Origin of the sequence: Geobacillus sp. 46C-IIa (assembly GCF_014679505.1) — a bacterium.
Taxonomy (GTDB): Bacteria; Bacillota; Bacilli; order Bacillales; family Anoxybacillaceae; genus Geobacillus.
In genome coordinates this window covers 1,631,286-1,645,909 of the sequence record NZ_CP061474.1, presented here as the reverse complement: position 1 = coordinate 1,645,909, position 14,624 = coordinate 1,631,286, and the positions used below count along the sequence as shown (strand labels likewise).

General features: G+C 53.1%; 10 protein-coding genes and 3 tRNA genes. 3 read left to right on the top strand and 10 right to left on the bottom strand.

Annotated features, from left to right (window positions below; translation table 11 throughout):
- Positions 1–19: 19 nt before the first annotated feature.
- Both treC and treP read right to left on the bottom strand, forming a co-directional pair.
- Positions 20–1,711 carry an alpha,alpha-phosphotrehalase gene (gene treC / locus IC803_RS08205; RefSeq protein WP_081207375.1) on the bottom strand — a complete coding sequence of 564 codons (1,692 nt, stop codon included), beginning with the start codon at positions 1,709–1,711 and terminating at the stop codon, positions 20–22.
- 114 nt (positions 1,712–1,825) lie between these two features.
- Positions 1,826–3,241: a PTS system trehalose-specific EIIBC component gene (gene treP, locus IC803_RS08200; RefSeq protein WP_081207374.1), complete on the bottom strand. Its 1,416-nt coding sequence runs from the start codon at positions 3,239–3,241 to the stop codon at positions 1,826–1,828.
- 285 nt (positions 3,242–3,526) lie between these two features.
- On the opposite strand from treP, the gene IC803_RS08195 reads away from it, so the two are divergent.
- Positions 3,527–4,234 carry a MerR family transcriptional regulator gene (locus IC803_RS08195; RefSeq protein ID WP_081207373.1) on the top strand — a complete coding sequence of 236 codons (708 nt, stop codon included), beginning with the start codon at positions 3,527–3,529 and terminating at the stop codon, positions 4,232–4,234.
- Between the two features lie 91 nt (positions 4,235–4,325).
- Here IC803_RS08195 and parC read toward each other — a convergent pair whose 3' ends face one another.
- From parC to IC803_RS08180, 3 genes are all read right to left on the bottom strand, one after another.
- Positions 4,326–6,770 carry a DNA topoisomerase IV subunit A gene (gene parC, locus IC803_RS08190; protein ID WP_081207372.1) on the bottom strand — a complete coding sequence of 815 codons (2,445 nt, stop codon included), beginning with the start codon at positions 6,768–6,770 and terminating at the stop codon, positions 4,326–4,328.
- A 60-nt stretch (positions 6,771–6,830) separates the two neighbouring features.
- Entirely contained in the window at positions 6,831–8,768 is a 1,938-nt protein-coding gene (parE, locus tag IC803_RS08185) for a DNA topoisomerase IV subunit B (RefSeq protein ID WP_081207371.1), read from the bottom strand.
- Positions 8,769–8,926: 158 nt separating this feature from the next.
- Entirely contained in the window at positions 8,927–9,346 is a 420-nt protein-coding gene (locus IC803_RS08180) for a CoA-binding protein (RefSeq protein ID WP_081207370.1), read from the bottom strand.
- A 302-nt stretch (positions 9,347–9,648) separates the two neighbouring features.
- Between IC803_RS08180 and IC803_RS08175 the strand changes: the two genes are divergently transcribed.
- The gene (locus IC803_RS08175) at positions 9,649–10,218 is read left to right on the top strand and encodes a hypothetical protein (protein ID WP_081207369.1); all 570 of its coding nucleotides are present in this window, start codon (positions 9,649–9,651) and stop codon (positions 10,216–10,218) included.
- 613 nt (positions 10,219–10,831) lie between these two features.
- On the opposite strand, the gene IC803_RS08170 is transcribed toward IC803_RS08175, so the two are convergent.
- Both IC803_RS08170 and IC803_RS08165 read right to left on the bottom strand, forming a co-directional pair.
- Positions 10,832–12,508, bottom strand: a complete 1,677-nt coding sequence (locus IC803_RS08170; protein WP_081207368.1) for an ABC1 kinase family protein — start codon at positions 12,506–12,508, stop codon at positions 10,832–10,834.
- A 51-nt stretch (positions 12,509–12,559) separates the two neighbouring features.
- Positions 12,560–12,859 carry a phasin family protein gene (locus IC803_RS08165; RefSeq protein WP_081207367.1) on the bottom strand — a complete coding sequence of 100 codons (300 nt, stop codon included), beginning with the start codon at positions 12,857–12,859 and terminating at the stop codon, positions 12,560–12,562.
- 167 nt (positions 12,860–13,026) lie between these two features.
- Here IC803_RS08165 and IC803_RS08160 point away from each other — a divergent pair, with 167 nt between their 5' ends.
- Positions 13,027–13,875 carry an MBL fold metallo-hydrolase gene (locus tag IC803_RS08160; RefSeq protein ID WP_081207366.1) on the top strand — a complete coding sequence of 283 codons (849 nt, stop codon included), beginning with the start codon at positions 13,027–13,029 and terminating at the stop codon, positions 13,873–13,875.
- A 400-nt stretch (positions 13,876–14,275) separates the two neighbouring features.
- Here the strand turns inward: IC803_RS08160 and IC803_RS08155 are convergent.
- The 3 genes from IC803_RS08155 to IC803_RS08145 all read right to left on the bottom strand — a co-directional run bounded on the left by IC803_RS08155 (position 14,276) and on the right by IC803_RS08145 (position 14,534).
- A tRNA-Ile gene (locus IC803_RS08155) sits at positions 14,276–14,349 on the bottom strand.
- A 19-nt stretch (positions 14,350–14,368) separates the two neighbouring features.
- Positions 14,369–14,450, bottom strand: a tRNA-Tyr gene (locus IC803_RS08150).
- Between the two features lie 11 nt (positions 14,451–14,461).
- Positions 14,462–14,534, bottom strand: a tRNA-Thr gene (locus IC803_RS08145).
- Positions 14,535–14,624: the final 90 nt, after the last annotated feature.

Here is a 14,624-nt window from a genome sequence, read left to right as displayed (position 1 = left end):
CATCACCGTCTGTATTGTATCATGGACGGCGGAGAAGATAAACGACCGATTCATACGGGCGCAGCACCATGCGGCGGAAATCGGCCGGTGCATCCGGGTAATTGGCGAGCAGCAATTCGCCCGTATAGTCATTCGCTCCTGCTTCTTCCGGCAGCGCAAACGTTGTCTCCACCGGATAAAAGTTGTTGACGACAAGCAGCTTCTCCCCATCGCCGTGGCGCATATAGGCGAAAAGATGCGGGTCGTCGGCAAGGAGCAGCTCGTAGCGGCCGGTCGTAATAATGTCATACTGCTTGCGCAGCTCAATAAGCCGCTTATAGTGATAAAAAATGGAATCACGGTCGGCAAGCGCCTGTTTCACGTTGATGCGCCGGTAGTTGTCGGCGACGCGAATCCACGGCGTGCCGGATGTAAAACCGGCGTGCGGGCTGTCGTCCCATTGCATCGGCGTGCGCGAATTGTCGCGCGACTTCCGCTGCAAAATCTCGAGCACTTCCTGCTCGCTTTTGCCTTGTTCTTGCAAGATCCGGTGCATGTTCAGCGACTCAACGTCGCGGTAGTCACGAATATCGGTGAATTTCGGGTCGGTCATCCCGATTTCTTCGCCTTGGTAAATGTATGGCGTTCCTTGCATGAGATGAATCGTCGTCGCCAGCATTTTCGCTGACTCTTTCCAATACGCCCCGTCATCGCCATAACGCGACACGATGCGCGGTTGGTCGTGGTTGCACCAAAAGAGCGCATTCCACCCCCCGCCTTCGTGCATCCGCACTTGCCACTCTGACAAAATGCGTTTTAACGCGAGAAAATCAAACGGAGCGATCGCCCATTTTTCCCCGTTCGGATAATCGACTTTCAAGTGATGGAAATGAAACGTCATGTTCAGCTCACGATTTTCCGGATTCGTGTAACGGATGCAATGATCGATCGTTGTCGACGACATTTCCCCGACTGTCATGACGTCATATTTAGAAAACACTTCCCGATTCATCTCTTGCAAAAATTCGTGAATGCGCGGGCCGTCCGTATAAAAGCGGCGCCCGTCCCCCGGCGGAATCGAGCCGTCATCGTCCGGAAAACGCTGGTCTTTGGACAGCAAGTTGATGACATCCAACCGGAAGCCGTCCACCCCTTTTTTCAGCCAAAAATGCATCATGTCATAAATGCGGCGGCGCAGTTCTTCGTTTTCCCAGTTCAAATCGGCTTGCGTCACATCGAACAAATGCAAATAATATTGCCCGGTTTGTTCATCGTATTGCCACGCTGAGCCGCCGAATTTCGACTGCCAGTTGTTTGGCGCGCTGCCATCCGGCTTCGGGTCGCGCCAAATGTAAAAATGGCGGTACGGGTTCGTTTTCGACGCGCTCGCCTGCTTAAACCATTCATGGTCGGTTGACGTATGGTTGACGACCATATCCATGACGAGCTTCATGCCGCGCGCATGCACTTCCTCGAGCAAACGGTCAAAATCGTCCATCGTTCCGTACGCATGATGAATGGCGAAATAATCGCTAATGTCATAGCCGTTGTCACGTTGGGGCGAAGCGTAAATCGGCGTCAGCCAAATGACATCGACGCCCAGTTCTTTCAAGTAATCAAGCTTTTCGATGATGCCCGGCAAGTCGCCGATGCCGTCCCCATTCGTATCGCGAAAGCTCTTCGGATAAATTTGATAGACAACCGCCTTTTTCCACCACGGTGTTGTTGACACGTCTCTTCACCTCGTTCGTTGACTTCAACAATGAATGAAAGCATACCATTGGCGTTGGCGGCCAATGGTATGCCAGCGAATGCATCGTTCCTTTCCCTCAATGAAGGCGAGCGATTAGCGTGCTGCTTTGCGCACTTTGCCGAAAACAAACGTCAGCACAAACGGCACCACAATAGCAATCGCCATCCCGATAAAGAACGGGATCCATTTTTGCGGCACAATCGACAAGAAGCCCGGCAGACCGCCAACGCCAATCGACGGAGCGATCACTTTATTGATCGTGATGAACATGCCGGCGATCGCCGCCCCTGTCATCGCGGAAATAAATGGGAAGCGGAAGCGCAAGTTGACCCCGAACATCGCCGGCTCGGTAATGCCGAGATACGCCGAAACGGCTGACGTGAACGACAAACCGCGCAGCTTTTCGTCTTTCGCGACGAACATCATCGCTAATGCCGCAGAGCCTTGGGCAATGTTCGACATGACCAAAATCGGCCACAGGAACGTGCCGCCTGTGCTGGCGATCAGCTGCAAGTCAACCGGCAAGAACGTATGGTGCATCCCGGTGACGACAAGCGGCGCATACAGCGCCCCATACAGCAAGCCGCCAATGGCCGGAACGTTGTCAAAAATGCCGACAAACAAGTTCGTAATCGCGTTCCCAATCGTAAACGTGACCGGTCCGATGGCGATAAACGACAAGAAACCTGTAACAAGCAGCGCAAGCGGCGCGACAAGCAGCAGTTGGAACGCATCCGGGATGCGCTTGCGCAAAAACAGCTCGATCTTCGCCAATACGTACGAAGCCACTAACACAGGCAACACTTGCCCTTGATAGCCGACTTTTTGCACATCAAGCCCGAATAAATTCCAAACCGGGATTTCCCCCTCTTGTTTCGCCGCGCCCCAGCCCCAAGCATTCAGCAAATCCGGGTGAACGAGCATCAAGCCAAGGACAATCCCCAACAGCGGGCTGCCGCCGAATTTTGTCACTGCCGACCAGCCGATCAAACCAGGCAGGAAGACGAACGCCGTATTGGCAATCAAGTTGATCATGTTCGCCAAATCCGCCCACTCTTGATGCACGTCGACAAACGATTTTCCTTCATAAAAAATGCCTGGACCGGTCAAAACGTTGTTGATCCCCATTAACAAACCGGCTGTGACGATGGCCGGCAAAATCGGAATGAAAATGTCAGCGAGCGTCTTAATGGCGCGCTGCAGCGGGTTGAGCTTCGCTTCCGCCGCATCCTTAATTTCCTGCTTTGTCGCCCGGCCGATGCCGGTCAGCTCGACAAGCTCGTTATACACTTTATCCACGAGCCCCTGGCCGATGACAACTTGAAACTGGCCGTTGGCCGAAAACGACCCTTTCACGACATCGATGCGTTCAAGCGCGTCTTTATCAACTTTTCCTTCATCTTTGAGCGCAAACCGAAGCCGTGTCACACAATGTGTGGCGGCGACGATGTTCTCTTTGCCGCCGACGGCCTCAACGATTTGTGCAGCTGCTTGTGCATATGCCTCCATTATGAATGCCTCCTTTTCTTTCTCCCGCTTTCGATTGCGTTGAATCGCTTTCAGCAATCGGTTACAAAAAACTTGTATATACAACCTGGCTTTATTTTATCCTGTATATACAAGTCTGTCAACGCCTTTCGATAAATATTTACACAGTTCGACAAAGATTGTTTGTTTTTTGCTAACTTCCACTTCTTTTGTTATGTTTTGTCAAACAGCAGGAAAATAAACAGCTGAGTGGGAAAATAAAAGATAGCGATCATAAACGTGGAAAGAAAGGATGAGGGGAACACCATGAAAACATATACGCTCCGCGAAGCAGCGAAAAAAATTGGGGTCACCGCCCGCGACTTGAAGCAATGGGAAAAACAATTTGCTGAATGGATTACCATCCCGCGCACCTCCCAAGGAGCGCGCATTTACACTGAAGAGCTTATCAACCAGTTCCGCCATATCCAGACGCTGCTCGCTAGCGGCCGCCGTCCGCACGAGATCGCCGCGGAATTGAAACAGGCGAACGAGCCGTCCGCTCCCCTAGAAGCGGCGGTGATGGAAGGAGAAATTATCGATGTTCCCCGCTTGCTGCGCCATGGCGCCCCATACATAGCCGAGCAACTGGCTGCCCGCATGAAAGACGACATCGTCACCGCCTTGAAGCAGGAAACAGCCGCTGTCGTGCGGCAAGCGATGGATGAAGTCAAAGGGAAGCTTGACGATATCGGGGAGCAAACGACGGCCGCCGCCGAGACCGTACACCGCTCACTTCGCGATTATAAAGAAGCTTGGCAGCAAAAAACCGAACAGCTGCATGAACATCTAGAAACGGTCGTCGCGTTTTGCCACGAGGAAAAGGCAAGGCAGGAGGAAGAACGAAAGCAGCTCGAACAGCGCATTTTAGAGCGGGAGAAAGCGTTCCGCGAACTCGTCCTTTCCTTCCGCCAAACAGCGACAAGCGCCGTCGCCGCCCGAACCCGGGCGAACAAATGGTGGAAGTTTTGGTGAAGGAACGAGCAGCGGTGTGCGCTCCCCTTTTTTAAAGCTTGGGGCTGGTCCCAAAACACGAACGCGTTTTGGGACCAGCCCCCTTTAAACCTCATTCTTCTTCCTCTTTTCCTAACAACTTCGCCGGCTCTTTCCAAACGTCGACAACCACCCCGGCTTCATCGGTATCGATGAGGAAGGAACCGGTGCCATAACGGTCGGTCGGACGGAGCGAAGCGGCATCGACCGTCTCGGCGGCCCCTTTTTCCGTCCGCAGCCCAATCATTTCTTCACCGTCACTAGCCTTGACTGCCCCGACGATGCGGTGCGGGTTGGATTTCACTTCGCGCACGATCATCGCTCCGCGCTTGGCGCGCGACGTCGGCTCGAACTCGCTAACAGCCATTTTTTTCACGGCACCGCGCTGCGTGACAACAACGAGAGAACCGTTATCTTCGGGACGAATCGGGCAGGCGGCGGCGACAAAATCACCTTCTTTGAGTTGAATGCCTTTCACCCCGGCGGCGCGCACACCGACTACGCTAATCTCCTCTTCGGCAAACAAGAGCGCATAGCCATCATGCGTCGCCAGCCAAACGAGGCCCCGACCGTCAGTCGCATAGACGGCAATCACATCATCATCGTCTTTCAGATTGATCGCCACAAGCGGGCGTGTATAGCGCTGCACTTGGTATTGGGAAAGCTCCGTTCGCTTCACCATGCCATGCCTTGTCACAAAGACAAGCTGTTCGTTCGTTTCAAAAGAGGAAACCGGAACGGCCGCAACAAGTTCATCATCGCGCTCGAGCGGAATGAGGCTCGAAATATGCTGGCCAACGTCTTTCCAGCGAATATCCGGCAGCGTGTGCACCGGGCAATACAAATAATAGCCGCGGCGGGTGAACAACAAAAGCACATCAGTTGTATTCATCTCCAACTGAGCGAGCAAACGGTCGGTCTCTTTCATCCCGATGTCCTGACCGTTGGACGCACTGTAGGAACGGTAGCTCGTCCGTTTCACATATCCTTCTTTCGTCACCGTCACGATGACGTCTTCCGCCGGAATGAGCGCTTCGACGTTGACTTTCAGCTCCTCGATTTCTTCTTCAATCACCGTTCTCCGTTCGTCGGCGTATTGTTTTTTCATCGCCTTTAACTCTTTTTTAATGACAGCAAGAAGCTTTTTCTCATCAGCGAGAATCGCGGTCAGCTCGGCGATCGTTTTGTCGAGACCTTCCGCCTCTTGCCGGAGTGCGGCAATGTCCGTATTCGTCAACCGGTACAACTGAAGCGTCACGATCGCCTCCGCCTGCGCCTCGGTGAACCCATAGTTGGCGATAAGCCGGTCTTTGGCATCGCGCTTGTCGCTTGCGGCGCGAATCGTCGCAATGACCTCATCCAAAATGGAAAGCGCCTTAATTAAGCCATCAACGATATGTTTTCGCTCATTCGCTTTTTTCAGCTCAAAATGCGAACGGTTCGTCACGACATCTTTCCGGTGGGCGATGTACGCATCAAGCAGCTCCGGCAAGCTCATCAGCTTCGGCCGGCGCTCGTGAATCGCCACCATATTGAAGCTGTATGGCACTTGCAAGTCGGTGTTTTTGTATAAATAGTTGAGAATCGCCTCGGCATCGGCATCTTTTTTCAGTTCAATCACGATCGACAGCCCGTTCCGGTCCGTTTCGTCGCGGACGTCGGCGATGCCGTCGAGCTTTTTGTCCAAACGAAGCTCATCGATCTTTTTCACTAAGTTCGCTTTGTTCACCTCATAAGGCAACTCGGTAATCACAATATGCCTTTTGCCGCCTTTGGCCTGCTCGATCGCCGCCTTGGCGCGGATGATGATTTTCCCGCGCCCGGTCTCGTATGCTTTGCGAATGCCGTCTTTCCCTTGGATGATGCCGCCCGTCGGAAAATCAGGGCCGGGGAGAACGGTCATTAGGTCGTCCACGGTGCAATCCGGCCGGTCAATCCGAAGCAGGACGGCATCGATCACCTCGCCGAGCGCATGCGGCGGAATGTCCGTCGCATAGCCAGCCGAGATGCCGGTCGAACCATTGACGAGCAAGTTCGGAAACATCGCCGGCAGGACAGTCGGCTCATCCGTCGTATCATCAAAGTTCGGCACAAAGGCGACCGTCTCCTTGTCAATGTCGCGAAGCAGCTCAGCGGCGATGGCTGACAAGCGCGCCTCCGTGTAGCGCATCGCCGCTGGCGGGTCGCCATCCAAGCTCCCATTGTTGCCGTGCATTTCAATGAGCACGTTGCGCAGCTTCCAATCTTGGCTCATCCGCACCATCGCTTCATACACGGACGAATCGCCGTGCGGATGGAAGTTGCCGATCACGTTTCCGACCGTTTTCGCCGCTTTGCGAAACGGCTTATCGGCCGTATTGCCATCGACATACATGGCATATAAAATGCGGCGCTGCACCGGCTTTAACCCGTCGCGCGCATCAGGCAGCGCCCGGTCTTGGATAATGTATTTGCTGTAGCGGCCAAAGCGGTCGCCAAGCACATCTTCTAAAGGCAATTCCAACAATCGTTCTGCCATCGTCATTCTCCTTTCCTAACGAACATCAACGCCAAAAAGGCGGCTTGCCTCAAGCCGCCATCAGCCGATCCAGCCTGGCTCCTCCTCAAGCCCAAAGGCGACGTGCGTTTCAATCCATTTGCGGCGCGGCTCGACTTTATCGCCCATGAGCGTCGTCACCCGCCGCTCGGCGCGGGCGGCGTCTTCGATGCGCACGCGGATTAACGTGCGCGTCTCTGGATTCATCGTCGTTTCCCACAGCTGATCGGCGTTCATTTCCCCTAACCCTTTGTAGCGCTGAATCGTATAGCCGCGGCCCATTTTTTTCGTGATCTCCCGAAGCTGTTCATCCGTCCACGCATACTCAACCGTTTCCTTTTTGCCGCTTCCTTTGCTGATTTTATAAAGCGGCGGCAAGGCGATGTACACTTTCCCCGCCTCGATGAGTGGGCGCATGTAACGGTAAAAAAACGTGAGCAGCAGCACTTGAATATGGGCGCCGTCCGTGTCGGCATCCGTCATAATGATCACTTTATCGTAGTGAATATCCTCAAGCGAAAAATCGGCGCCGACACCACCGCCAATGGCGTGGATGATCGTATTGATTTCCTCGTTTTTCAAAATGTCGCCAAGCTTTGCCTTCTCGGTGTTAATGACTTTCCCGCGCAATGGCAGCACCGCCTGGAAGCGGCGGTCGCGCCCTTGCTTCGCCGAACCGCCCGCCGAGTCGCCTTCGACCAAATACAGCTCGTTTTTTTGCGGATTGCGCCCTTGCGCCGGCGTCAGCTTGCCGCTTAACAGCGCATCTTTCCCTTTCCGCTTTTTGCCGCTCCGCGCCTCCTCGCGCGCTTTGCGAGCCGCCTCGCGCGCTTGGTACGCCCGGATCGCTTTTTTAATAAGCATCGCGCTCACGTCCGGGTTTTCCTGCAAAAAGTATGTCAGCTGTTCAGACACGACCGCATCGACGGCCGAACGCGCCTCGCTCGTTCCAAGCTTGCCTTTCGTCTGTCCTTCAAACTGCAATAAATGCTCCGGAATGCGCACCGAGACGATGGCTGACAGCCCTTCGCGAATATCAGCTCCCTCAAGGTTTTTATCCTTTTCCTTCAATAAACCGACGCGGCGGGCGTATTCGTTAAAGACGCGCGTCATCGCCGTTTTCGCTCCGGCTTCGTGCGTGCCCCCGTCTTTCGTGCGCACGTTGTTGACAAACGACAAGACGTTTTCCGAGTAGCCGTCATGAAACTGGAAAGCAAACTCGACTTCAATGCCGTTTTGCTCGCCGGCAAAATAGGCGACCGGATGGAGTACGTCTTTTTCTTCATTCAAATAGGCGACAAACGCTTCAATTCCATTTTCGTAATGAAACACTTCGCGCATGCTGGTCCGCTCATCGACCAGTTCGATTTTCAGCCCTTTTAACAAAAACGCCGATTCGCGCAGCCGCTCGCTCAACGTTTCGTAATCAAACACCGTCGTGCTGAAAATCGCTGGGTCAGGCTTGAATTGAATGATCGTCCCGGTTTTGTTTGTCGTCCCGATTTTTTCAAGCGTCGTCACCGGCTTGCCGCCGTTCTCAAACCGCTGCCGATAGATGAAGCCATCGCGGTGAATCGTGACAACAAGCCATTCGGACAAGGCGTTGACGACCGACGCCCCAACCCCGTGCAAACCGCCGCTCGTTTTATACCCGCCTTGACCGAACTTGCCGCCGGCATGCAGCACGGTCAAAATCACTTCCGGCGTCGGCTTGCCGAGCTTATGCATCCCAACCGGCATGCCGCGCCCTTCATCCAAAACAGTGACGCTGTGATCTTTATGTATTTGGACAAGAATGTAGTTTCCGTATCCAGCTAATGCCTCGTCCACTGAATTGTCGACAATTTCATAGACGAGATGGTGCAAGCCGCGGCTGTCCGTGCTGCCGATGTACATCCCCGGCCGCTTTCTCACCGCTTGAAGCCCTTCCAACACTTGAATCGCATCTTCGTTATATTCATATACCAATCGTTTTGCCACAAGACCACCCCTTCTTGCGAAAACAAGAACATCTGTTTCTGTTTTATTGTACCATAAAACGCCCCGCTGTCCATTGTCTTTTGACACCACCTGACAAAATCGGACAAATGCACCGAAAAAACGAAAGGACCATCTTAGAGAAGATGGCCGTTTCATCGTTATGCGCGCTTCGTGAGCGCATGTTCCACTTTTATGCAGCGATCCATAATGACCGTATAGCCTTTTTCTTTTAAAAAGTGATACGCTTCTTCGTTCACAACGCCAAGTTGCGCCCAAAATACGTCGGCGTCGATTTGAACAAACTCACGGGCGAGCTCCGGCAAATGTTCGGAACGGCGAAACACATCGACAATATCGACATGCCCTTCGATATCGGTCAGTTTGTCGACCGCCGGAATGCCTTCCCATTCATCAATCATCGGATTGACGGGAATCATTTCGTATCCGGCATCCTTCATCGCCTTCGCTACCATATACGACTCACGTTCTGGGTTGTTGGACAGGCCGACAACAGCAATCCGCTTCGCCTCCCGCAAAATGTCGCCGATCTCTTCCCGACTTGGATTGACAATGGACATCGGGTTCTCTCCTTCCTCGTTCCTCTTTTCGTTGTACTAGTTTCGCCTCTCAGGGATGAAAATCCTGCCGAGCTCATGGAAAATACGGAAAAATCGTCCGCCTTTCGTACACCGCCTCTATGCACAGCCTCGGCGAGCCGGCAGGAAACACAGTTGTCCTTTATCTTCCCCGAAATCACAGCGCCTGAAACAGCCTTTTCCTCTTTTTTCACCGTTTACGCCGTCTAAGACAGACGTTTGTTGCATATCTCGTCCGATCATGTAACATGATAAACAAAGACAGACAAAGGAGGTGGTTGTTTGTGAACGATCAAGCATATTGGAAAGAAATCGACCAAACACGTGAACAGTTGCACAGGCTGCTCCAATCGTATTGGAACGACTACTCCAGCGTCGGAACGTGGCCGTTTTGGTTGATCTTCGCGTTTCTCATCGCTCCTTTAGTGTTGTTGTTTTTCACCGTCGATCGGAAACGGATCTTCGAAATCTTTTTCTTTGGCTATACTGTTCATGTTTTATGGACCTATGCTTACATCGCCTTAGAAAACGCCATGTATTTGTCGCCCCGTTATTTTTTGACACCGTTTTTGCCGTTTGCCTTAAACATTACCGCCTCGGTGCTGCCAGTCGGCTTTTTGCTGCTTTACCAATATTGCACGAACCACAACAAAAATTTTTATTTATATACGATATTGTTGAGCGCAATATTTGCTTTCGGACTCGCTTCACTTGAACAGTGGATTGGCTTGCTTGAACTGCACCGAGGGCTGCGCGAGTTCCATCTCTTCCTCATCGATTTAATTATCGTATTCATCGCCTATGGAGCGACCCGCTTTCTCGTTCGCATCCAGGCAAACCGCCGCCCTGCGTGAATCCCCTGATGGCGAAAGCGGCAGGGTTTTTGTGTAGTGATAGATATTCTTCCGTCCCTTCCTAATGGACGGAATCGCGCATTTACGCGGGCGTCTCAAAAAGCGATGAGACGCCCACTTCACCACCCCATATACACATCCACTTCTTCTCATCCTAGAAGGCCGGTAAAAAACGACTGCCGCGCTCAAATTGGCCCCATTTCGCCAAAAAAGAAAGCGGATCTCGCAAATTTTCCCTTACTTAAAAAAACGTGTCGGGATCCGCAGTGTCTCCCCCTACACGACCCGCCTTGTCGCGTTTCGCTCAAACATAACGGCCCTTTTGGAACATTAAGTTCCATACGGCATACACTCCCGCTAAAAAAGCGACCGCTGCTGCTTCCATGGGCCATCGCCGGTTCTCCCGTTGACCGCACTGTATACAGCACCAATAGCATCAGGCCAAAAGACGGAAAATATAACGGGAATAAACGGGCGCAAGGCGGCAAAATAATATGTCTGTCCCCCCTCGACGCGGGCCAACATTTCATCGTTAAGGAGTGGAAAGCATGGATTCCAAAAAAAAGAAGCCATTGAGACGATGGCGAAAAGCAAAGCGAAAGAAGAGTTTGCCCTAAAGCTTCCCTGAACGGAAGATGGAATAAAGCAGCCAGCCGAACATGATCGCCACTATACCAAACCCGATTTCGATGACCGGAATTTTCCATAGCAGCATCGACTGCCGTCCTAGCGATGAAGCGATCATCATGCCAGCCATGACGATGCTCAACGAAAGAAGAACGATGCTAATTGACAGTCGGTTGCTAATTTGATCGAGCTTACGCAAAAGGGCCTCAAGGTCTGACGCTGTCATCTCGAGCTGAAGTTTGCCGCGCCGCATGACCTTGGTCAGTTCCTTTACACTGTCCGGCAGCCGAAGCAGCAGCTCGCCATAATCGGCCACGCGCTTCCACGCCGTTTCTGCCACGCGGTCGGGCCGAAGCCGCTCTTTTAGTAATTTTTTTCCGAACGGTTCGGCAACATCCATCACACGAAATTGCGGATCCAGCGTCTCCACCACTCCTTCAACCGTCAACAGCGCTTTCCCTAACAGCGTCAAGTCGCTCGGAATGCGAATGCCATGCCGAAACGCCACCGTTAGAAGGTCTCCGACCGCTTCGCCAAGGCTCACCTCACCGAGCGGAACGCGGTAATACTTCTCCCGCAACTCGTCCATATCGTCGCGCAGTTTCCCTTCATCCACCTCATCCGGAACAAGCCCGAGACCATAAATCGCGTTCAACACCCCGTCCGTGTTTTGCCGCATCAAGGCGATGACAAGCGACGAAAGGTGATGTTTGACATGCGGACGGAGACGCCCCATTAAGCCGAAATCAATAAAGGCCAGCACTCCGCCAGGGAGAACGAATACATTGCCAGGATGGGGATCGCCATGAAAAAAACCATGTTCGAACATTTGCTTCAACATTGAGACAGTCAAGCGTTCCGCCAGTGCTTTTAACGAATAGCCGCTCTCTTTCAGCCGCTCGATTTCCCCGAGCTTAATTCCCTCCACATATTCCATCGTCAGCACGATTTTCGTCGTATACTCCCAAAAGACACTGGGCACGTACATGGACGGGTCGCCGGCAAATTGCTTTGCGAACGTTTCCGCATGACGCGCCTCGGCCATATAATCGAGCTCCTGCCGCAGCGATTTCGCCAGTTCATCAACGATCTCAGATAGCCGATAAGATGCCGCCCAATCTAAGCGCCGTTCCGCAAGCATCGCTAAGTCCTGCAAAATGTCCAAATCCGTCTCAATCCGCGCCGCAATATGCGGGCGCTGCACTTTCACCACAACAGCTTGTCCGGAAGGAAGAACGGCCCGATGTACTTGCCCGAGCGAAGCAGCCGCTAGTGGGGGTTCGTCAAATGACCGAAAAAGCTCCTCAAGGGAACCGCCTAACTCTGCTTCCACAATCCGGCGGACCTCGGAAAACGGAAACGGCGGAACTTGGTCTTGCAGCTTTTCGAGCTCACGGATGATATAGTCAGGAATCAAATCCGGCCGCGTGCTGGCAATTTGCCCGAGCTTAATAAATGTCGGGCCGAGCTCCTCGAGCACAAGGCGGAGACGTTCCCCAACCGTCTTTCCTTCCCTCTTCCCCTGTTCTGCCCGCCCGCGCGGCGGCAAGGAAAGAAAGGACGAAAAACCAAGCTCGTCAACAATCATCCCGAATCCGTGCCGAAGCAAGGCGACGGCAATTTCATGATATCGGCCAATATGGCGCATCCGCTTCCCGATCATCCGACCATCTCCCTTACAACGGCAAACAGCGGGCGGACAGGCCGCAGCCGTTTACTGCCCGCTTTGTTCCTTTTCTTCGAGGCGGCGGATCCGCTCCTCGAGCTGCCGCACGTCTTCCTTCGTCGCTAAATCAAGCTTGTCAACCACTTGTTTGATTTGCTCGCGCACAAGCCGCTGCACTTCCGCTTTCCGCGCTTCGGTTTGCTGCTTCCATTGGTCGATCACTTCTTTCGATTCATCGAGTGACAGCTCTCCTTTTTTGACCAACTCATCGATCAATTTTTCCGCTTGTTCTTTGCTGGCAATGGCTAGTCCAAGCCCAAACGCCAACCCCTTTTTCAAAATGCTCATCCGCTTTGCCTCCTTTATCCATTCGTTTTTCCCTATCGTACCATTCTTTGGTGATCCTTGTCGAGTTAGACAGTGGATTTCCTTGATGGATCTCGCACTGTTTTGTATACGTCATGCCATGGTGCGGCATGCTATCGTTGGACGATCATTCGCAGGAGGGGATCTCGATGACTGATGAACAGCTGCACTATGGGGAAGACTACCGTTTCATTCCCGCGACATCGGCAGCAAGCGGTGTCGGCGTCAGCGTGCTGCCCGATTTGTACTGCCGTACGATCCAAATCGTGAACATTTGTCTTGTCGGCCGCCCGGACGACCGCACGTTTGTATTGGTCGACGCTGGCATGCCGGGATCGGCTGATGACATTATTTCCGTTGTGGAACAACGGTTTGGAGAGGGCAGCCGTCCGCAGGCCATTATTTTAACCCACGGCCATTTTGACCACGTCGGGGCGATTGTCGAGCTCGTAGAACATTGGAATGTCCCGGTGTATGCCCACCCGGCCGAACTCCCGTATTTGACTGGAAAAGCCCGCTACCCTGAGCCGGACGCTTCCGTCGAGGGCGGCTTCATCGCCAAAATCTCACCGTTTTTTCCGAACGAGCCGATTCAGTTAGGCAACCGCGTCCAGCCGCTCCCTGCGGACGGCACCGTCCCGCACTTGCCGGAGTTCCGCTGGATCCACACACCGGGACACACCCCAGGCCATATTTCCTTATTCCGACCGCGCGATGCCGCCTTAATCGCCGGCGACGCGTTCGTCACCGTCCGTCAAGACTCGCTGTATAAAGTATTGACCCAGCAAACAGAGATTAGCGGCCCGCCGCGCTATTATACAATCGATTGGCACGCTGCCCGCGAGTCAGTGCGCAAGTTAGCGGCGCTCCTTCCATCAGTTGCCATCACGGGGCACGGCGCCCCTGTCTCCGGCGAAGAGCTGCGCGAAGGATTGACAAAACTCGCCCGTGATTTTGACCGCATCGCTGTCCCGGACTATGGGAAGTATGTCCAGTAGGCAACCGAACGACCGTTCCACGAACGGCTCCCGCTTCGCTTGAAGCGGGAGCTTCTCCGTTCCATGTCAAAGGCAACCTTTGAAATGATGTTCAAACAAGAAAAGAGGGTGTCCCAAAAGGATCGGGACACCCTCTTTCGCCGCTATATATACGTACTGACTGTTTCTGCCACACTATAATGTTTGTTCCTATCTTAAAGGCAGACGACCTTTTGGGTCAGCCCCCTTACGTCGCCAGATAGCAGGCATGAACGATGTCTTGTTACCAAAAAATGAAAGCCGGCTACTCGCATGTGGAAACGAAGAACTTCTCAGGTCAGGATGAGAAACGGAACACATTGCACCGTCAGCAATCATACAAAAAACGGCAAGAATGACTCTTGCCGTCCAACATCAGAGATGGGCCTAAGTGGACTTGAACCACCGACCTCACGCTTATCAGGCGTGCGCTCTGACCAGCTGAGCTATAGGCCCGCTTATAGGAAATAAAAAATGGAGGGGGACGGATTCGAACCGCCGAACCCAAAGGGAGCGGATTTACAGTCCGCCGCGTTTAGCCACTTCGCTACCCCTCCGTGATCAATGATGCCGACTGCAGGACTTGAACCCGCAACCTACTGATTACGATTCAGTTGCTCTACCAATTGAGCTAAGTCGGCATAACACAGATTTAAGAAACTGACTCACCGTTGAGCTCTGTGCCTCTTCCTCTGCCAGCTCATTCGAGGAAGCGGGATGCGTCGAGGCAA